This is a genomic window from Paenibacillus phyllosphaerae (assembly GCF_014192105.1).
In the GTDB taxonomy this organism is placed as follows: domain Bacteria; phylum Bacillota; class Bacilli; order Paenibacillales; family Paenibacillaceae; genus Paenibacillus_Z; species Paenibacillus_Z phyllosphaerae.
Genome location: NZ_JACHXK010000002.1, coordinates 571,031 through 589,296 on the forward strand (window position 1 = coordinate 571,031; position 18,266 = coordinate 589,296).

Below are 18,266 nucleotides of genomic sequence, written 5' to 3' on the forward strand. Positions count from 1 at the left end.
ATAGCATGCGGGTATATAGAACATAATGATAGGGGCCGTGATGAATGCTGCCATTCCGGGCCAACCTAGAGAAGAACGATGGTGTAAAGGAGGCCGCGCACGATGGAACTACTCCATAACTTTCCTTTAATGGCTGCACTGCTTGCGGTCGTTCTGGCCCAGATAGTCAAGGTGCCCATTAAGCTCATCGCAACCCGGACGTGGGATGTCGGGCTCGGTTTCAGTACGGGCGGAATGCCCAGTTCCCATTCAGCGGCGGTAACTTCGCTGGCGACGGCAATCGGAATTACGGAAGGCGTAGACTCGTCCGCCTTTGCCATCGCAGCGGTCGTAAGCGCCATCACGATGTACGACGCGGCGGGAATTCGCCGCCATGCCGGCATGCACGCCTCGCTGATCAACCGGATCGCCCGAGCGCTGCCGATGCTGCATCATGATTCGGATACGACGCCTCGCGAAGAACTGAAGGAACTGCTTGGCCATCGGCCGATCGAGGTGCTGGCCGGCGCTTTTTTCGGAGCGATAGTCAGTATTCTGTACCACTGGCTGTTTGTTGCCTAAATCATCGCGTATTTGCGTTATGTTCAACACCTAGGGCCGCTCGGTTCGGGCCATATCGTTACAGTTTTGTCGTTCAACCGCCGGGTATTTGCTCTGGCGGTTTTTCGTCATCTTAAGGATTCCGGCGATTCCGGTAATTACCATTGGCAGGATAATTCATTTTTTAAGAGGGAGAGAGCAAAGGTAGGGGGGGAAGCGTATTTATTATGTTGGTGCCTTGAAATAAAAAAACCGGGACCCCCTTTCGGGAGTCCCTTTCATGGGAGAGGAGAAACCGGACGAAGAGCTTATGGGGAAACGTAAGTCTTCTCCGCGGTTGTCTACGGCATCTCTCGACGCCGATATCTTAAGGATTGCCAGTTTGTCCGATCTTATACATGCAGGAGAAGAACATTTTTGGGGACGGTCATCCCGCCCTTGCCATTCTTCCTGTATAATGCAAAGAGGTTACTCTAAATACATAATTTAAAGGCGGATCAATCGCAATGAACATCGTCGTGTTAGATGGCTATACGCTGAACCCTGGCGATCTAAGCTGGGATGAGCTGAATGAACTGGGCCGCGTCACGGTGTATGACCGAACGGCGCCTGATGAAGTGATTGCAAGAGCGCAGGACGCCGACATCGTGCTCACGAACAAAACGGCGCTTACTGCCGAGCTCTTGGGACAGCTGCCGAATCTTCGTTATATCGGCGTGCTCGCGACAGGCTACAATGTGGTCGATATCGAAGCGGCGTCGTCGCGTCAGATCATCGTTTCGAACGTGCCGGATTATTCGACTTATTCGGTCGTTCAGCTTGTGTTTGCGTTTATTCTGGAGCACTGCCATCGCTTGGCGGAGCATAGCAGCGCCGTTCACGGCGGCAAGTGGTCGTCGGCGCCGGACTTTACCTTCAGCCTCCACCCGCTTCAGGAGCTGGCAGGGAAGACGCTCGGACTCATCGGATTCGGACAGATCGGCCGGCAGGTTGCCAGGGCGGCGCTTGCTTTTGGCATGAATGTCATTGTATCGACCCGGACGCGCAACGTGATCGATGGGCTCGAGAACGTAAGTTATGTGGAACTGGATGATCTGTTCCGCCGTTCCGACTTTATCTCGCTCCATTGCCCGTTAACCGAGCAAACGAAGGGACTTGTCCATGCGCGGCGCTTAAGCTTGATGAAGCCGTCGGCCTTCCTTATCAATACAGCTCGCGGCGGGCATGTCGTAGAGGCGGATCTGGCTCATGCATTGCGGAACGGCCAGCTGGCTGGCGCAGGACTGGATGTGCTGTCTGTTGAGCCGCCGCCGCAGGATCACCCGCTCTTGCATGTGCCGAATTGCTGGATTACGCCGCATATCGGCTGGGCCACGATGGAAGCGCGCGGACGTCTCTTGCAGATCGCAACGGACAATATTCGCGCATTCCAAGCCGGCACGCCGACGAACCGGGTAGATGTCAGGTAGAACGTTAACTTTTTATCTTCTCTTAAGGTTTGGATTTTTGACATCTGCTATAGTGGGTTTTAAGTGAACAAGCCAATGGGCGTATACCTCGAAGGGAGTTTTACAATTGAGCGAGAAAGATCCGAAAGATCCGCAACACGAGAATGAAGCAGCAAATACGGAGCAAGAGCAGTTGAAGAAGGACGAGCCGGCAATCGAGGAGACGTCTGCCGACCAGCCTTCGGACCAACTGGCGCAAGAAGAGCAGGTAGAACAAGAAGGGGACAAGCTTGAATCCGAAGCGCCAGAACTTGGAGATAAGGAAGCGCTTCAACAGGACCCAGCGGGAGCGGTAGAACAAGCGGCGGCGGTAGTTCCCGCAGCAGCAGCGCCGGCTAAAGGCAATAAAGGCTGGATGTACGTCGCGATCGGCCTTGCCGTTCTGCTCGTTATCGCAGTCGTGAAACCTCCGTTCGGCGGGGCCAGCGAGACCGTTGCCACGGTGAATGGCGCGAAGATTACGAAGGATCAGCTCTATGACACGATGATTTCGTACGGCGGCGGCTCGATGCTGGACAGCCTCATTTCGGATGAACTGCTTAAGCAAGAGGCGGACAAAGCCGGAATTGCCGTAACGGATGCGGATATCGAGAAAGAGATCGAGGCGATCAAGAAAAGCTTCACAACTGAAGACGAGTTCAATGCGTGGCTGCAGAACTACGGCATGACGATGGACTCGTTCCGCGAGCAAGTCCCTCAACAGGTCATGCTGCGCAAGATTTTGGAGCCTCAGACCGGCGTGACGGATGAGCAAGTAAAACAGTACTATGAGGACAACAAGGCGAGCTACGATACGCAGGAGCAAGTGCAAGCTTCGCACATTCTGGTGAAAACGAAGGCTGAGGCCGAAGAGATCCTGAAGCAGCTGAAAGAAGGCGCGGACTTCGCGACGATCGCCAAGGAGAAGACGCTGGATGAAGCGTCCAAGGAAGCCGGCGGCGATCTGGGCTTCTTCCCTAAAGGCGTAATGGACTCGGCTTTCGAAACGGCGGCATTCGCGCTTAAGAACCCTGGCGACTTGAGCGAGCCGGTCGAAACGACATACGGATTCCACATCATTAAGCTGACGGAACATAAGGCTGCGGTCGCTTCGACCTTCGAGGAGAAGAAGGAAGAGATTAAGACGCTGCTGGTCAGCCAGAAAGTGTCCGAGTTGTCGGGCGATTGGCTTGCGGGCATTAAGGCCGATGCCGATATTACCAACACGCTGACGGACGCTGCCGAGACGGAGAGCACGGAATCGACAACCGAGAGCACGGATACAACGACCGAGAGCACGAACGCGGCAACGGAATAACAGGAACAACAAGAACCACTCTGCTGAATCAAGCAGGGTGGTTCTTTGCGCGTTACAGGATCCGCTCGCCGGCGAGCGAAGCGATCAATTCAACCGCGAGCCGGGCCGTACGCTGGCCGTTATCGAGGAGCGGGTTAACTTCCACCACGTCTGCGGAAGTCACGACGCCGGCCTCATGGAGCATCTCCATGGCCAAATGCGCTTCACGATAGTTCAGACCGCCTCGGACAGGCGTGCCCGTGCCTGGGGCTTCGCCCGGATCGACGCTGTCGATATCGAAGCTGACATGGACGCCGTCCGCATCGGCCGAAGCGATGCGGATCGCTTCTTCCATCACATGCCCCATCCCGTAACGATCGATCTCATGCATGGTGAAACAGGTGATATTTAGCTCGCGGATCCGCTTCTTCTCCCCGTCGTCGAGTTCGCGGGCACCGACGAGCACGATCCGCTCGGGCGCAAGCTTGGGACTGTAGCCTCCGATGCCTGTGAATCGCGAATCGCCTAATCCAATAGCGGCGGCCAAGGACATGCCGTGTATATTGCCGGACGGCGTCGTCTCCGGCGTATTCAAGTCGCCATGGGCGTCAATCCAGATCACGCCCAGACGTTTGCGCGATGCGGCGGCCCCGGCGATCGTTCCGAGCGCAATGCTGTGATCGCCGCCAATCGTGAGCGGGAACAGGCCCTCCGCCGCGATGCTGCGGACTTCCTGGGCAATGGCTTCATTGATCGTCAAGACGCGTCCCCAATGCTTAAGCTGCATGGCGGTGCGTCTGTCAGCAGACGTGTTCGGCAGGCAATCCTCGCTCCGCAGTTGAACGCGATAGCCGAGCTGTTGAAGTCTGCGAATGACTCCGGCGTGAAGAACGGCCTCCGGTCCTGCGGCAGCGCCTCTTCGTCCAGCGCCCCAATCAAAGGGTACCGGCAGGATGGAGACGGGCAGCTGATTGTTCATGGCATCCTCCTGCGCGTATCAGTGTACCTTGCTCTTACTTAAGCTTGGCTTTATAAACTAACCTCGCTTGAACAGGCTTTTGGCGATAAAGCCGACATTGGCCGGTCGTTCAGCCAGCCTGCGGACAAAATACGGATACCAGCTTTGCCCGAATGGAACATAGCTGCGAACCGTGTAGCCTTCACGGGCAAGCGATTCCTGCAGCGGCGTCCGAATGCCGTAGAGCATCTGGAATTCAAAGGCCGAGCGAGGAATCCGGTGCGACTTCGTATAGGACTTCACCCATCGGATCATGCTTTCGTCGTGAGTGGCGATGGCAGTATAGACTTTGGAATCAAGACGCGCGCGGATGAGGCGCCGCATATTGTTGTCCACTTCTTTTTTGGAAGGAAAAGCAATGCTGGCAGGCTCTTTATAAGCGCCTTTGACGAGCCGCAAATTCATTTTTTCGCGGGTTAGCTCTTTGACGTCTTGGCCGCTCCGGTAGAGGTAGGCTTGAATGACCGTGCCGACATTCGTAAGTCCTTCCTGATGCAGCGTCCGGACCATCCGGATGGTGGCGTCCGTCCAAGGACTATCCTCCATATCCAGGCGTACGAAAATGCCAAGGCGTGATGCCTCCCGTACGACCGAACGAATACTTTCTTGGCAGTATGCGGGATCGAGGGCAAGGCCGAATTGCGTCGGCTTCAAAGACACATTGCCCTTGATGGCCTCACGGTCGATGGCCTGCAGAAGATCAAGATAGCCGAGCTCGCTTGTTTTGGCTTCGTCCAGGCTGCTTATGCTTTCGCCCAAGAAGTCCAACGTAACGGCAATCCCGGCGTCGTTAAGCTTTTTGGCTTGCTGAAGCGCATCGTCCATCGTTTCTCCGGCTACGAACCGGCTTGCGCCCAGCTTCATGCCGTAACGTTCCGAGAAAGCGCGGGCGGCACGGTTGCCTGCTAATCCGAGCAGCGCGGTGCGGAAGAGCCGTGTTCCGATATCCATCGAAATTCACCCCTTGTACGGCTGGTTGCAAACGTTTATCGTTACGATGCGGGGAGTAAGCTAGGATGATCGTTTATTCATATATAGCCGCGGAACGCTGTCAACATGACAAAAAACACCTTGCTCTCGGCTCTTCCGCACAGGTTTAACATCAGAGGGAATGTATGGTACGATAACCTGTAGTTCGCAATGCAAGAAAGGGGAAAACATCAAGGTGAGAGTCATCGCAGGGACGGCGAAAGGCCGCGCACTCAAAGCAGTGCCCGGCACGAATACGCGTCCAACGACCGATAAAGTAAAAGAAGCGATATTCAGCATGATCGGACCTTATTTCGACGGAGGCCTGGCGCTGGATCTGTTCGCCGGGACAGGCGGTCTTGGTATCGAAGCGTTAAGCAGAGGTATCGACCGCGCGATCTTTATCGATATGGATCGTATAAGCGTGGATATTGTCAAACATAATGTAACGGCCGCGAACGTGGCGGAACGCGCGGAGATTTACCGCAACGAAGCAGGCAGAGCGCTGAAGGCGCTAGAGAAGCGGGGGAGCGCTTTTTCGCTTATCTTCCTCGATCCGCCATACCGGATGAAAGAAATGGACGCGCTTATGCTGGATTTGGCCGAGCGGGGGCTTGTCGAGGATGGAGCCAAAGTGGTCGTCGAGCATGATGCCGACCATGTATACCCGGAGACGGCAGGGGCTTTCGAACAGTTGAAATATGCCCGCTACGGCGACACGGCCGTCACGATCTACCGTTACAATCCGGTGCGCAGCGAGCACCCAATGGAGGAATAAATTCATGTCATTAATCCCGCAGCCACCCGGCCACCGGATCGCCGTATACCCGGGAAGTTTCGATCCCGTCACGCTTGGACATCTGGACATTATACGCAGGGCATCGAAGCAGTTCGACCATGTCATCGTTGCGGTGCTTAATAATACGAGCAAAAGTCCGCTCTTCACCGTCGAGGAGCGGAAGAAGCTCCTTGCGGAAGCGACGAAGGAACTGCCGAACGTATCGCTCGACAGCTTCCGCGATTTGCTCGTCCGTTTCATGCGGTCGCGCAACGCCCAAGTGATCGTAAGAGGCATTCGTTCCGTAACGGACTTCGAATATGAACTGCAGATGGCATCGATCAATTCCCAGATGGACGGGGATATCGAGACGATCTTTATGATGACGAATCCGAAGTATTCTTACTTAAGCTCCAGCATCGTCAAGGAAATTGCCAAGTTCAAGGGCAATGTGAAGGATCTGGTGCCGCCGGCAGTCGAGGAAGCGCTTATGCACAAATTTATGTAAGCGCTCTGACCGCGTACTTATTTTTTACTTAACCGTGAAGTGCCGTAAGAGAAGAAGGATAGCATGACGACCGCTGCCGTGAAAATGAGCAGGAGCACGAAGGACGATCCCCATAGATTGGGCAGCTCGGAAGAACGGATAATAGCCGATGCGGGCCACCAGTTGCTCTGGTACATGGCAGGGGCAGTAGAAGCGGCAAGGCTTCTGAAGAACGATGCGATAGGCAGCACGGTGAATAGGGCAAATCCGAAGGCGAGTACAGGCTGCAGCACCCTTGAGACCATAAGCCGGCGAAGGCTGAGATCCGTACCGGCAATGGAGCTGCCGGCTTGCAGCAGCGCGGTTATGCCGCCGAAGCTTAATGCCCCTGCTATGGCCGCGGCGATCCAAGGCCCACCTGGCAGCTCGGCGGTCGCTGCCGCATAGGCGCCGATGTGGCTCTCAATCAATACCGGCAGCAGCATAGGCGGGACGAAACTCTTGAGCAGCGGAGACAGCAGGGAGACGGCCACGGCCCCAAGCATCATGAATCCGCCGACAGCCATGAGTTTGGCGACGGAAGCCGAGACGGAGTCGCCGAGCACTTTGCCCAGCGTACGCCCGTCTTTCTTGCGTGCCTCCGACATCGCGATCGCAGCGCGGCGCAAAATGCCTTGTTGGACGGTCTCCGCTGATTGTAAGTTGCGGTTCCCGCTCCCAAGTCCCATGATGAATCCGGCGAAAAGTCCGCTGACCCATATGGCAAGCAGAATGGCTATGCCAAGCTCCGGCTGATGCAGGAATCCCGAACCGACAACGATCAGGACGAATAGCGGATTCGGCATATGCGACAAAGCCAGCAGCCGCTCCCCTTCGCTCTTGGACACGGCGGCTCTTTTGCGCAGTTGCGCGGTCGCATCGGCGCCGGCCGGGAATCCGCCTCCCCAGCCGAAAGCGACGGCCAGTCCGGCTTCGCCGGGGAGCTTGAACAAGCGGCGCATCAGCGGGTCAAGAAGCGCTCCGAGTCCGTGCACCGCACCAAAAGCGAGCATGAGCTCGAATAAGGTCAAGAACGGCAGCAACCCGGGAAAAACAATGTTCCACCAGACGGTCAATCCTTGCAAGGACGCTTGGAATGCTTCGCCCGGACTCATAATGATCGCGGCAACAACCAGTAGGGACAGGCTGGCCATCAGTAGCGTGCGCATCATAACGTCCATCTCCAGTGCGGATAGATTTAGTCCTTCGAATCCAAAACAGCACTACATTGTACGCTTGTCTTACACCGGATAGACCAATCAATCACGCGAGGAGGAATACGAGTGGATGCCAAGCAGCGCGAAACGGGTAATCGTTCATCAAGCCCGCTCTTGTATCTGCTCAAGTGGATGCTCGCCGCGGCGGTGATTATGACCCTGCTCCTTTACGTGCCTACGCCGTATGCCGCTTATGAGCCAGGCATTGCCTTTCCGACCAAGCCGCTCGTGAAAGCAGAGCAGAATAGCGAAGCGAGTAAGGGAGCGTTTATGCTGACGACGGTGCAGTTGTCTTACGTGAACCTGTGGAAGACGATCCGTTCGACCTGGGATGATAATATCGAACTTCACCGGAAGAAGGATGTGCTAGGCGGGGAAGACGAGGAGACGTTCATCGCGCGGCAGACCGTCATCATGCAAGGTTCTTCGGTAGATGCGATCGAGGCTGCATATCGCGCCGCCGGCGTTGCCTATCAGATCGAACCGTATGCGCTTGTCGTAACGGATGGCGGGGATCAAGCGGGGGAACAGGGTAAGCAGCTAATGACAGGCGATGAGCTCCTTGCTGTACGAGGACAGGCGGTTGCGAGTCTGGCAGAGCTGAGGGCGGCGCTGGATGGCGTTACAACGCCTCAGGTTGTGGAGGTCATGGTAGAACGTCAAGAACGCCATGTGCAGCTGAACCTGTCCGTCAGCGGGGCTGTGGAGGCCGGCTCGGAAGCGGAGGCAGTAGGCGTGGCTCAGCTAGCCGAGCAAAGACGGATGATTCCGCAGCTGGCTAAGGATCAAGTGACGATCGAAGCCGGAGATATCGGCGGGCCATCCGCCGGCCTTATGTTCGCCTTGCAAACGCTCGATCTGCTCACTGCAGGCGACCTGACCGCCGGCCTGCAAGTTGCGGGCACGGGGACGATTGATGCAGACGGGACCGTTGGTCCGATCGGAGGCATTGACCATAAGGTGGTGGCGGCCGATCGTGCAGGCGCGCAAGTGTTCTTGGTACCGGAGAAGAATGCGGAAGCGGCGAGGGAGAAAGCTAGCGCGATCGGCACGGACATGCTGATCGTGAGCGTGACGTCTTTGCCGGAGGCGGTGGAGGCGCTGCATAGTATGAAGCATGCAGGATGAATGAAAAAGGCAGACAGCCCGTAAAATTAGCATCTGGGGCTTGTCTGCCTCTATTTTTTCGCCGGGTTGTGGAAGTGGCTTCACGTCGTTGACCGCATGATCGGTTTCTCGTAATAGTCGCGGTACAAGGTTCGCGCCGATGCGCCAGGCCGCTCAAGTTCGTAGACGGAAGTGGCTTGTACATCCAATGCCAAGTATGGATATGGCTCTGAGGCGTCGGCAGCGCTGAGAAGAACGGGCAGCTTAGCCTCCTTGCGCATGCGTCCGAGCAGCTTTCGTCCTTTGTCGTTAAAGCCGAGCACGCGAATGTACTGTACGCCGTTCTGCAGCCGTTCGCGGGTGAACGCTTGTTTCTGATGGCCTAGCAGCGCGGACAGCAAGGCGCGTTGGAGCTTGGTGCGCGTATATCTCTTTGTCTTCAACGACTCCAGCAGCACGTCGAATCGCAGCTCCGTCAACTTGGGCAGCGCGTGCTTGATTCGGTGCTCAAGGCCTTCGGTGATCTCATGTAGAAGGGCCAGTTCGGCTGCAGGCGTCGATACCAGACGATGGAATAGCGCCTTTTCATAGTGTTGCCAGCCCATCGGTTCAGGCCTTCCCGTAAACTCGCGCTCCAGTAGGGTGTAGGTGGTAAGGGGAACAAAAGGCTTGATATCAAGGAGCGTTCCGTCGCCGGTAAGAACCTTGCGGATGGCAGTAGCACTGGCTATTTGAGTGTCCGTTATGGTAGTCTGAGAATATCCCGCTTTTTCGCGTTTGATCGTATAGGGGACGATAGGCGATCGAAGACGCTCCAAGGCGAGCAAGTAATGGAGGCCGAGCGTATTGTTCGGTTGTTCCAACGCAAACTCGGCCGCCTCTGGGTCGCCAAGGTCTGCCATGTACCGGCGTACCGCGCTGCTATAGGCTGCTGGGTAACTTTGCCCTTGCGATAATGCATCGTCGAGCATTTGCCGAAAATCTGGGGTTTCACTCGCCATGGCCTTGGCCACGCGTACAAGCGTATCGATCTCGCCGCTCTCGCTGCCGAAACAAAGCGTATCTACGACGCCTGTTGCGTCGAGCAGCTTGACTGCGCCATATGCGAACCATTCTGCGGCTTGTGTGGAATAGGCAACCGGGAGTTCAATGACAAGGTCGCAGCCGCCGGCCAGCGCCATCTCCGCCCGCGTCCATTTGTCTGTGAGAGCAGGCTCGCCGCGCTGCAGGAAGTTGCCGCTCATGACCGCGACCACCGCGTCGCTTTGCGTTATTTTGACCGATTGCTGCAAATGATAAAAATGTCCATTATGGAATGGATTGTATTCGACGATCAATCCGACGGTGCGCACAGACAGCCCTCCAAAGGTTTCCAAAGTATTTTCACTATATCACGAGAGTGAAAATGTTGACAAAATGAATTGAACGTCGATATAATAATCTTTGTTTGTTTGGAGTGATCATATGGAGATTCATGTTCAGGAACTGGCATCCAAAGGAACGAAGACTCCGCTTCGTGCGAGTCTTGACACCAGCTGGTTAAAGGAAGTCCGCAAGGACGTTCTATCCTCTGGTCCGCTGGAAGTCGATCTGGTCACCTACGGCTTGGCCGGCACCGCTCATATCGAAGGGCAGTTGTCTATCGATGTCGAGCTTGCTTGCTCCCGCTGTCTGGAACCGGTGAAAGAAACAATCGTTGTTCCCTTTCACGAGCGCTTCAAGCCTGCGGCCTCCAAGCATGGAGCCGAAGACGAGGAAGTTATCGTCGTCGAAGAGGACAAGGTTGAACTGGACCCGTTGTTTGAGGAGAACATGCTTTTGGCGCTTCCGTTTACACCCATGTGTAGCGAAGATTGCAAGGGCTTATGTCACTCTTGCGGATCCAATTTGAACGAATCGGCATGCGGCTGTTCCACGGAACGCATTGATCCAAGGCTGGCCGCTTTGAAGGATTTATTCAAGGACAACAAGTAACGAACGTTACCGAATTCTGTGAAGGAGGTGGGAAACATGGCAGTACCACAACGAAGAACATCCAAAACCCGTCGTGACAAACGCCGTACGCATTTCAAACTTGCAGTACCGGGTATGGTGAAATGCGAACAGTGCGGAGAGCTTAAACTGGCTCACCGTGTATGCAAAGTTTGCGGCACGTATAAGGCGAGAGAGATCATTAAACAATAGTTCTAACTTACAAGTAGTACTTCATCCCACGGTGAGGTGCTATTTTTTTTGCCCAAAAACGCGTACTGAATCCGCCTGCCGGGAAGATGAGAAGCGAATGTCGTTGCGTCAGACGGTGTTCTTCTATATACTGTTAGTACCAGGTTATAATAGCTGCTTGTAAGTTCGGCGGCAATGGATTGCGCGTTAACGCTAAGGGCGGCGCCTATCATGTCATCAGCTTCCTCGCAATCGTACGCCGCATGAGGCGATAGCATATACCCGGCTGAACAATTACAGCAAAGGTGGTGCGGGCCATCGAGCGCTTACCGAAGAGACAGCGGCACCAGCAATTATCGAAGCTTATCGAAGAGAATCCGTTTATTACGGATCGCGAATTAACGAGACAACTTAAAGTAAGTATACAGACAGTAAGGCTTGACCGGATGGAGCTTGGCATCCCGGAGCTTCGCGAGCGGCTAAAGCTCATGGCTGAACGGTCGTACGACGCCGTCAGATCGCTTCCGCTGCATGAAGTTATCGGCGATATCGTGGATTTGCAGCTGGATAAGAGCGGCATCTCCATCTTCGAGATCCGGGATGAGCATGTCTTCTCGCGCACCGGGATTGCCCGCGGCCATCACGTATTCGCGCAGGCGAACTCGCTGGCCGTCGCGGTCATTAACGATGAGATCGCGCTTACGGCGACGGCGGACATCCGCTTCGTACGTTCCGTGAAGCTGGGCGAGAAATGCATAGCCAAAGCCTATGTGAGGTCGATCTCCGGGGAGAAGAGCAAAGCGAAGGTGGAAGTATTCTCATACGTAGGGGACGAGATGGTGTTCCAAGGCCATTTTGTCATCTATCGGTCCGCTGGAGAGCCGATCATCGAAGGAGGGAACTGACATGCGGATCGCAATCGATGCCATGGGAGGAGATCACGCTCCGTCCCAGATTGTGCTCGGCGCGTTGCAAGCGGCCAAGGAATGGCCGGATACGCATTTGCTGCTCGTCGGCGATACACAGCAGATTGAAGCGGCGATGGGCGGGAATAAGCCGTCCAATGTGGAAATTATACATACGGATGATGTAATTGGCCCGGATGATGAACCGGTTCGGGCGGTCAGACGGAAGAAAGGCGCGTCCATGGTCGTTGCCGGCAATCTCGTCCGGGAAGGCAAGGCGGCTGCTATGCTGTCCGCTGGCAACACCGGGGCGCTTATGACGACGGGGCTCCTAATCGTTGGCCGGATTGAAGGGATCGAGCGTCCGGCGCTTGCGCCGATGCTGCCGACGATGGATGATGTGGGCATGCTTGCGCTCGATCTTGGCGCGAACATGGACGCGAAGCCGGAGCATCTGCTCCAATATGCCATCATGGGCAGTATCTACCGGACGAAGGTTCACGGCATGAGCAATCCTCGCGTCGGCCTTCTGAACGTGGGCACGGAAGCGATGAAGGGCAATGAGTTGACGAAAGCGGCATTCGAGCTCCTTCAGAACGCGCCGATCAACTTTATCGGCAACGTCGAATCTCGCGATGTGCTGCTGCGCAACTGCGACGTGCTGATCTGCGACGGTTTTGCCGGGAATATTATGCTCAAATCGATGGAAGGGACGGCGACGGTCGTCATGCGCAGCGTGCGCGACGCGTTGACGAGCTCCCTTCTGACGAAGATTGCCGCTCTGCTGGTGAAGCCTAAGCTGCAATCGCTGCGTGCGAAGATGGATTATAAAGAGCATGGCGCAGGTCCGCTTCTCGGCGTGAACGGGCTCGTGCTCAAGTGTCACGGATCGTCCAACGACGTCGCCGTGAAGAACGCGGTTGGGAAAGCGCGTATCGCGATTCAGAACAAGCTCGTGGAGTCGATCGCAACGGAATTCAGCAGGAAGTGAGTGGGTCAGATGCAATTATTGCCAGTAGGTATTATTGGAACCGGTAAATATGTGCCTGAGCGGGTGCTGACCAATCAGGAACTTGAGCAAATGGTGGAAACGAATGACGAATGGATCGTCACGCGTACAGGTATCCGGGAGAGGAGAATCGCTTCGGCTGAGCAAGCGACGAGCGATTTGGCCCTCCATGCTTCGCAGCAGGCGCTGCAAGCGGCCGGCATAACGGCGGAAGATCTGGATCTTATCATCGTGGCGACGATTACGCCGGATATGTTCTTCCCTTCGACGGCGTGCCTGCTGCAAGAGAAGCTCGGCGCTAAGAAGGCGGCGGCGTTCGATCTGTCCGCAGCGTGCTCCGGGTTCATTTATGGCTTGGCCACGGCTTCGAACATGATCGCGACAGGCATGTATAAACATGTGCTCGTCGTTGGCGCAGAATGCTTATCGCGCATCACGGACTACACCGACCGCAACACATGTATTCTGTTCGGAGATGGAGCGGGGGCAGTCGTGCTAGGCGAAGTGCCGGCAGGACGCGGTTTCCAATCGTTCGAGCTCGGCGCGGACGGCAGCGGCGGCGAACTGTTGAAAGTGTGCGGCGGCGGATCGCGTATGCCATCATCCAAGGAATCGATCGATTCCAAGTCTCATTTTATTTACATGGCAGGCAACGATGTATTCAAATTCGCCGTTCGCATTATGGGCAGCGCAGCTGAAGAGGCGCTCCGCAAAGCGGGCATGGAAAAGAGCGAGATCGATCTGCTCGTGCCGCATCAGGCGAATATCCGGATCATTCAGTCGGCGCTGAACCGTCTGAATTTGCCGGAAGAGAAATGCATGATCAACCTGAACAAATACGGCAATGTATCGGCAGCGTCCATCCCGATCGCGCTCGCGGAAGCGGTGGAAGAAGGCCGAGTCCAAGAAGGAAACCGCCTGGTGCTCGTCGGCTTCGGCGGAGGACTCACATGGGGAGCTAGCGTGCTCGTCTGGTAATTGTTTCTTGCGCTCGGCTCGGTTAGCCGTGGTACATTGAACCTTATGGAGGTTGCTAGAATGGGTAAAATTGCGTTTGTTTTCCCGGGCCAGGGCGCACAGTCCGTCGGCATGGGCAAGGATGCTTACGAACAGATCGAAGCGTCGCGCGCCATTGTTGACCGTGCGGATGAGGCGCTCGGCTTCAAGATAAGCGATATTATTTTTGAAGGTCCGGACGAAGTCCTGAAGCAGACGGTCAATACGCAGCCGGCTTTGCTGACGATCAGCGTTGCGCTCCTTGAGGCGTTTAAGGCCAAAGGAATCGCCCCTGATTATGTAGCCGGACACAGTCTGGGCGAATACAGCGCGCTTGTCGCAGCCGGAGTTCTGTCGTTCGAAGACGCGGTTCGTGCCGTGCGATCGCGCGGCGAATTCATGGAACAGGCTGTTCCAGGCGGCCAAGGCGCCATGGCGGCTGTGCTTGGCGCTGAGCGCGAGGCGCTCGCTAATCTGTGCAGCGCTGTGAGCGGCGATGTTGGATCCGTTGAGTTGGCCAACGTGAACTGTCCGGGGCAGATCGTCATTTCCGGTACGGCAGAAGGGGTACAAGCTGTAGTCGAGCGCGGCAAAGAGGCGGGCGCCAAACGCGTCATTCCGCTCGAGGTTAGCGGTCCTTTCCATTCTTCGCTCATGAAGCCTGCGGCGGATCGTCTTGGCGCTGTGCTGGAAGGCTTGTCGTTAGCGGATGCCACGATTCCGGTTATCGCGAACGTCACGGCGCGTCCCGTTACAGATAAGGACCAGATTCGCACGCTTCTCGCTGAGCAAGTGTATTCGCCTGTGCTCTGGGAAGACAGCATCCGCTATCTGATTGAGCAAGGCGTCGATACCTTCTACGAAATCGGCAGCGGCACGGTACTGGCTGGCTTGATCAAGAAAATCGACAAGACGGTTACCGTTGTTGCGGTCAATAACGTTTCCGCATTGGAAGCTGTAACGGCCTAAGTACGGTATACTGGATAGAAAGGGGTACGGCTATGTTTGCATCCTTGACAGGAAAAACGGCACTCGTAACGGGTGCGTCGCGCGGTATTGGCCGTGCGATCGCCATTGCGCTGGCGGAAGCTGGCGCTGACGTGGCGATCAACTACGCCGGCAGCGAATCCGCGGCGGCTGAGACGGCGCAAGCTGTAGAGGCGCTCGGCAGACGCTCGTTGCTGCTGAAAGCCAACGTAGGCAAGGCGGATGAGTTCGAAGCGATGGTCAAGCAAGTGATCGAGACGTTCGGCACGATCGATATTCTCGTGAACAATGCCGGCATCACGCGCGATAATCTGATCATGCGCATGAAGGAAGAAGAATTCGACGATGTCATCAACACGAACCTCAAGGGCGTGTTTAACGGCATTAAATCGGTTACGCGACAAATGATGAAGCAGCGCTCCGGCCGGATCATCAATATTTCGTCCGTCGTCGGTGTGCTCGGCAATCCTGGGCAGGCTAATTACGTCGCGGCCAAAGCCGGCGTCATCGGCTTGACCAAGTCGTCTGCGCGGGAACTGGCTTCGAGGGGCATTACGGTCAATTGCGTAGCGCCTGGCTTTATCCAGACCGATATGACGGACAAGCTGCCTGAAGAGGCAAAGGCGAAGCTGTCTGAAGGGATCCCGCTCGCTCGCTTGGGCGCGCCAGAGGATATCGCGAACGCGGTCCGTTTCCTGGCTTCTGACTCGGCCTCTTACATGACGGGCCAGACTATCCATGTTGACGGCGGCATGTACATGTAATAGGCTTGTAGAGCCGAAGTAACCGCTTGCGGACGCAGCCGTTGCAACGTATGGCAATTTGTCCTCAATTCTCGTATAATACTTTGGAGGAGGTGAACCGGATGTCCGATGTATTGGAACGTGTGAAGCGCATCGTTATCGACCGCCTTGGCGTTGACGAATCTGAAGTTACGCTTGAAGCGTCGTTTAAAGACGACCTCGGCGCTGACTCTCTTGACGTCGTTGAACTCGTCATGGAGCTGGAAGATGAATTCGATATGGAAATCTCTGATGAAGATGCAGAGAAAATCACCAGTGTGGGAGAGGTAGTTAACTACATACAATCTCATACGTAATGTTTGGACAAGTCCCGTTTTAACCGACGGGACTTCTCTCCTTGTTACGCCTATTTTTGGTGGACTTACATGAAGCAAGCGCTTGAAGCGATTTTTATAGATTCTAGATGGTTTGTTACCATACGTTTTATTCGAGGTGAACAGTATGAAGCAAAGAGTCGTTGTTACAGGCATGGGAGTGATGACAGCGCTCGGCTCCGAGTTGCAGCAGTTCTGGGGTAACCTGATGGAGGGCAAGTCCGGCGTTTCGCATATTGAGGCGTTCGATGTCTCCGAGTACCCGACGCAGATCGCTGCGGAAGTGAAGAATTTCAACCCGGAAGATTACGGGATCGATAAGAAAGAAGCGCGCCGCATGGACCGTTTCGTGCAATTCGCGGTCGTAGCCAGCCAGGCAGCGATCAAGGATGCGAATCTGGTCATTGGCGAGCAAGTCGACGCGGAGCGCGTCGGCGTTATGATCGGATCGGGCATCGGCGGACTAGGAACATGGGAAGATCAGCATAATATTCTGCTCGAGAAAGGCCCTAAGCGGGTCAGCCCATTCTTCATTCCGATGATGATCGCCAATATGGCTTCTGGCCAAGTGTCGATGGCAACCGGCGCCAAAGGTCCGAACAGCACGGCGGTTACCGCTTGTGCGACCGGAACGCATTCCATTGGCGATTCCTACAAAATGATTCAGCGCGGCGATGCGGACGTCATGATCTGCGGCGGTGCGGAAGCAACGATCCGGCCTACGGGTCTTGCGGGCTTCTGCTCGATGCGCGCGATGTCTACGCGCAATGATGAGCCTCATAAGGCGAGCCGCCCGTTCGATACAGGCCGCGACGGCTTCGTCATGGGTGAAGGTTCGGGCGTGCTCGTGCTTGAATCGCTGGAGCATGCGCAGAAGCGCGGCGCTCAGATTTATGCCGAAGTAATCGGCTACGGGATGAGCGGCGACGCGCATCATATGACCGAGCCGGACCCGGATGGCGCTGCACGTTGCATGATTCGCGCGTTGAAGGACAGCGGACTTGAGCCGTCGGAAATCGATTATATCAATGCGCATGGCACTTCGACGCCGGTAGGCGACAAATCGGAGACCACCGCGATTAAGAAGGCGTTCGGCGAGCATGCCTATAAGCTTGCCGTCAGCTCGACCAAATCGATGACAGGCCATCTGCTCGGCGCAGCAGGCGGCGTTGAAGCCGTCATTCTTGGTCTGACATTGCGCAATGGGATGATCCCGCCGACGATCAACCTAGAGAATCAAGATCCGGAATGCGACCTGGATTACGTGCCGAATAAGCCGCGTCAAGCGGATGTTCGCATCGCGCTCTCCAACTCGTTCGGATTCGGTGGACACAATGCAACGATCATCCTCAAGAAATATGAAGCATGAACCGTTTGAGGAGCTGCAGGAAAGACTGCAGCTCCGGTTCCGCAAACCGCGCCTGCTCCGGCAGGCCTTTACCCATACTTCCTATGTGAACGAACACCGTAAGAGCAGCTCCGAGCATAATGAGCGCTTGGAGTTTCTGGGGGACGCGGTCCTTCAGCTCACGGTTTCTGAATATTTGTACCGGACGTTCCCAGAACGGCCGGAGGGACAGCTGACTCGCATGCGGGCTTCGATCGTGTGCGAGCCGTCGCTGGCGCGGTTTGCGGAAATGTTGGAGCTTGGCGCTCATGTTCTGCTCGGCCGCGGGGAAGAGCAGTTGGGCGGGCGCGGGCGCCAAGCGCTGCTGGCTGACCTGTTCGAGTCGTTCGTCGGCGCGATATATCTCGATCAGGGGCTTGAAACGGTTCAATCATTTTTGAAGACGCACATGTTCCCGTATATCGACGGCGACGGCGGTTTGCTTGTCAAAGACTACAAGTCGATGCTGCAGGAGCGTGCGCAGCATCATAGCCTGGGTCCAATCGAATACCGGATCGCCGAGGAACGCGGCCCTGCGCATGACCGTGAATTCGTCGCTGAGGTTCTGATAAGCGAGCGGGTGCTCGGCTCAGGTGTTGGACGTACGAAGAAAGAAGCGGAGCAGCAGGCTGCTGCAGAAGCATGGCGCAAGCTTACGAGCGAAGCTTAACGCTTCGACATATAGCCAGATGGTAAGGATCCCGGTTGCTGCTTGCAGACCGGGATTTTTGTTGCTGGAAGCAGGGTGGCCTGGTGACGTGAC

The 18,266-nt window shown here is 55.8% G+C and carries 20 protein-coding genes; 16 read left to right on the plus strand and 4 right to left on the minus strand.

Translation table 11 applies throughout. The features are described from left to right. Positions 1 to 102: 102 nt before the first annotated feature. The 3 genes from FHS18_RS06830 to FHS18_RS06840 all read left to right on the plus strand — a co-directional run bounded on the left by FHS18_RS06830 (position 103) and on the right by FHS18_RS06840 (position 3,345). The gene (locus FHS18_RS06830; protein WP_183598298.1) at positions 103 to 561 is read left to right on the plus strand and encodes a divergent PAP2 family protein; all 459 of its coding nucleotides are present in this window, start codon (positions 103 to 105) and stop codon (positions 559 to 561) included. 485 nt (positions 562 to 1,046) lie between these two features. Further along, positions 1,047 to 2,009 carry a D-2-hydroxyacid dehydrogenase gene (locus FHS18_RS06835; RefSeq protein ID WP_183598300.1) on the plus strand — a complete coding sequence of 321 codons (963 nt, stop codon included), beginning with the start codon at positions 1,047 to 1,049 and terminating at the stop codon, positions 2,007 to 2,009. 106 nt (positions 2,010 to 2,115) lie between these two features. Next, complete coding sequence (locus tag FHS18_RS06840) at positions 2,116 to 3,345, plus strand: peptidylprolyl isomerase (RefSeq protein ID WP_183598302.1); 1,230 nt, start codon at positions 2,116 to 2,118, stop codon at positions 3,343 to 3,345. A 52-nt stretch (positions 3,346 to 3,397) separates the two neighbouring features. On the opposite strand, the gene rocF is transcribed toward FHS18_RS06840, so the two are convergent. Both rocF and FHS18_RS06850 read right to left on the minus strand, forming a co-directional pair. Continuing rightward, the gene (gene rocF, locus FHS18_RS06845; RefSeq protein WP_183598304.1) at positions 3,398 to 4,303 is read right to left on the minus strand and encodes an arginase; all 906 of its coding nucleotides are present in this window, start codon (positions 4,301 to 4,303) and stop codon (positions 3,398 to 3,400) included. 57 nt (positions 4,304 to 4,360) lie between these two features. After that, entirely contained in the window at positions 4,361 to 5,293 is a 933-nt protein-coding gene (locus tag FHS18_RS06850; protein ID WP_183598306.1) for a proline dehydrogenase family protein, read from the minus strand. Between the two features lie 214 nt (positions 5,294 to 5,507). Here FHS18_RS06850 and rsmD point away from each other — a divergent pair, with 214 nt between their 5' ends. Together rsmD and coaD are read left to right on the plus strand one after the other, a co-directional pair. Beyond that, entirely contained in the window at positions 5,508 to 6,089 is a 582-nt protein-coding gene (gene rsmD, locus FHS18_RS06855) for a 16S rRNA (guanine(966)-N(2))-methyltransferase RsmD (protein ID WP_183598308.1), read from the plus strand. 4 nt (positions 6,090 to 6,093) lie between these two features. After that, positions 6,094 to 6,597 (plus strand): pantetheine-phosphate adenylyltransferase, encoded by a 504-nt coding sequence (coaD, locus tag FHS18_RS06860; protein WP_183598310.1) that lies wholly within the window; start codon positions 6,094 to 6,096, stop codon positions 6,595 to 6,597. A 17-nt stretch (positions 6,598 to 6,614) separates the two neighbouring features. Here coaD and FHS18_RS06865 read toward each other — a convergent pair whose 3' ends face one another. Then, complete coding sequence (locus FHS18_RS06865) at positions 6,615 to 7,787, minus strand: nucleoside recognition domain-containing protein (protein WP_183598312.1); 1,173 nt, start codon at positions 7,785 to 7,787, stop codon at positions 6,615 to 6,617. Positions 7,788 to 7,898: 111 nt separating this feature from the next. Between FHS18_RS06865 and FHS18_RS35105 the strand changes: the two genes are divergently transcribed. After that, a complete protein-coding gene (locus tag FHS18_RS35105; RefSeq protein WP_183598314.1) occupies positions 7,899 to 8,960 on the plus strand; it encodes a S16 family serine protease in 1,062 nt (353 codons plus the stop codon). Positions 8,961 to 9,040: 80 nt separating this feature from the next. Here the strand turns inward: FHS18_RS35105 and FHS18_RS06875 are convergent, their stop codons facing one another. After that, the gene (locus FHS18_RS06875; RefSeq protein ID WP_183598315.1) at positions 9,041 to 10,291 is read right to left on the minus strand and encodes a nucleotidyltransferase; all 1,251 of its coding nucleotides are present in this window, start codon (positions 10,289 to 10,291) and stop codon (positions 9,041 to 9,043) included. 112 nt (positions 10,292 to 10,403) lie between these two features. Between FHS18_RS06875 and FHS18_RS06880 the strand changes: the two genes are divergently transcribed. The 10 genes from FHS18_RS06880 (at position 10,404) to rnc (ending at position 18,173) form a co-directional block, all read left to right on the plus strand. After that, complete coding sequence (locus FHS18_RS06880; RefSeq protein WP_183598317.1) at positions 10,404 to 10,913, plus strand: YceD family protein; 510 nt, start codon at positions 10,404 to 10,406, stop codon at positions 10,911 to 10,913. A gap of 36 nt (positions 10,914 to 10,949) precedes the next feature. Continuing rightward, positions 10,950 to 11,123 (plus strand): 50S ribosomal protein L32, encoded by a 174-nt coding sequence (gene rpmF / locus FHS18_RS06885; RefSeq protein WP_006211382.1) that lies wholly within the window; start codon positions 10,950 to 10,952, stop codon positions 11,121 to 11,123. A 284-nt stretch (positions 11,124 to 11,407) separates the two neighbouring features. Continuing rightward, positions 11,408 to 12,007 carry a transcription factor FapR gene (gene fapR, locus FHS18_RS06890; protein WP_183598319.1) on the plus strand — a complete coding sequence of 200 codons (600 nt, stop codon included), beginning with the start codon at positions 11,408 to 11,410 and terminating at the stop codon, positions 12,005 to 12,007. Position 12,008: 1 nt separating this feature from the next. After that, positions 12,009 to 12,998 carry a phosphate acyltransferase PlsX gene (gene plsX / locus FHS18_RS06895; RefSeq protein ID WP_183598321.1) on the plus strand — a complete coding sequence of 330 codons (990 nt, stop codon included), beginning with the start codon at positions 12,009 to 12,011 and terminating at the stop codon, positions 12,996 to 12,998. 9 nt (positions 12,999 to 13,007) lie between these two features. Next, positions 13,008 to 13,994, plus strand: coding sequence for a beta-ketoacyl-ACP synthase III (locus FHS18_RS06900; RefSeq protein ID WP_281378671.1), 987 nt, complete (start codon positions 13,008 to 13,010; stop codon positions 13,992 to 13,994). Positions 13,995 to 14,054: 60 nt separating this feature from the next. Then, positions 14,055 to 14,981: an ACP S-malonyltransferase gene (gene fabD, locus FHS18_RS06905; RefSeq protein WP_183598323.1), complete on the plus strand. Its 927-nt coding sequence runs from the start codon at positions 14,055 to 14,057 to the stop codon at positions 14,979 to 14,981. Between the two features lie 32 nt (positions 14,982 to 15,013). Further along, positions 15,014 to 15,763 (plus strand): 3-oxoacyl-[acyl-carrier-protein] reductase, encoded by a 750-nt coding sequence (gene fabG / locus FHS18_RS06910; protein WP_183598325.1) that lies wholly within the window; start codon positions 15,014 to 15,016, stop codon positions 15,761 to 15,763. Between the two features lie 101 nt (positions 15,764 to 15,864). Further along, entirely contained in the window at positions 15,865 to 16,098 is a 234-nt protein-coding gene (acpP, locus tag FHS18_RS06915; RefSeq protein ID WP_148928185.1) for an acyl carrier protein, read from the plus strand. A 145-nt stretch (positions 16,099 to 16,243) separates the two neighbouring features. Beyond that, the gene (fabF, locus tag FHS18_RS06920) at positions 16,244 to 17,485 is read left to right on the plus strand and encodes a beta-ketoacyl-ACP synthase II (protein ID WP_183598327.1); all 1,242 of its coding nucleotides are present in this window, start codon (positions 16,244 to 16,246) and stop codon (positions 17,483 to 17,485) included. Next, positions 17,475 to 18,173, plus strand: a complete 699-nt coding sequence (gene rnc / locus FHS18_RS06925; RefSeq protein WP_183598329.1) for a ribonuclease III — start codon at positions 17,475 to 17,477, stop codon at positions 18,171 to 18,173. The genes fabF and rnc overlap by 11 nt, the downstream gene beginning before the upstream one ends. Positions 18,174 to 18,266: the final 93 nt, after the last annotated feature.

Excerpts from the sequence above, each read along its gene's own strand:
- FHS18_RS06880 (WP_183598317.1), top strand. The coding sequence starts at position 10,404 with ATGGAGATTCATGTTCAGGAACTGGCATCCAAAGGAACGAAGACTCCG.
- rocF (WP_183598304.1), bottom strand. The coding sequence starts at position 4,303 with ATGAACAATCAGCTGCCCGTCTCCATCCTGCCGGTACCCTTTGATTGG.
- acpP (WP_148928185.1), top strand. The coding sequence starts at position 15,865 with ATGTCCGATGTATTGGAACGTGTGAAGCGCATCGTTATCGACCGCCTT.
- FHS18_RS06865 (WP_183598312.1), bottom strand. The coding sequence starts at position 7,787 with ATGATGCGCACGCTACTGATGGCCAGCCTGTCCCTACTGGTTGTTGCC.
- fabF (WP_183598327.1), top strand. The coding sequence starts at position 16,244 with ATGAAGCAAAGAGTCGTTGTTACAGGCATGGGAGTGATGACAGCGCTC.
- FHS18_RS06830 (WP_183598298.1), top strand. The coding sequence starts at position 103 with ATGGAACTACTCCATAACTTTCCTTTAATGGCTGCACTGCTTGCGGTC.
- FHS18_RS06900 (WP_281378671.1), top strand. The coding sequence starts at position 13,008 with ATGCAATTATTGCCAGTAGGTATTATTGGAACCGGTAAATATGTGCCT.
- fabD (WP_183598323.1), top strand. The coding sequence starts at position 14,055 with ATGGGTAAAATTGCGTTTGTTTTCCCGGGCCAGGGCGCACAGTCCGTC.
- coaD (WP_183598310.1), top strand. The coding sequence starts at position 6,094 with ATGTCATTAATCCCGCAGCCACCCGGCCACCGGATCGCCGTATACCCG.
- rnc (WP_183598329.1), top strand. The coding sequence starts at position 17,475 with ATGAAGCATGAACCGTTTGAGGAGCTGCAGGAAAGACTGCAGCTCCGG.
- fabG (WP_183598325.1), top strand. The coding sequence starts at position 15,014 with ATGTTTGCATCCTTGACAGGAAAAACGGCACTCGTAACGGGTGCGTCG.
- rpmF (WP_006211382.1), top strand. The coding sequence starts at position 10,950 with ATGGCAGTACCACAACGAAGAACATCCAAAACCCGTCGTGACAAACGC.
- plsX (WP_183598321.1), top strand. The coding sequence starts at position 12,009 with ATGCGGATCGCAATCGATGCCATGGGAGGAGATCACGCTCCGTCCCAG.
- FHS18_RS06850 (WP_183598306.1), bottom strand. The coding sequence starts at position 5,293 with ATGGATATCGGAACACGGCTCTTCCGCACCGCGCTGCTCGGATTAGCA.
- FHS18_RS06835 (WP_183598300.1), top strand. The coding sequence starts at position 1,047 with ATGAACATCGTCGTGTTAGATGGCTATACGCTGAACCCTGGCGATCTA.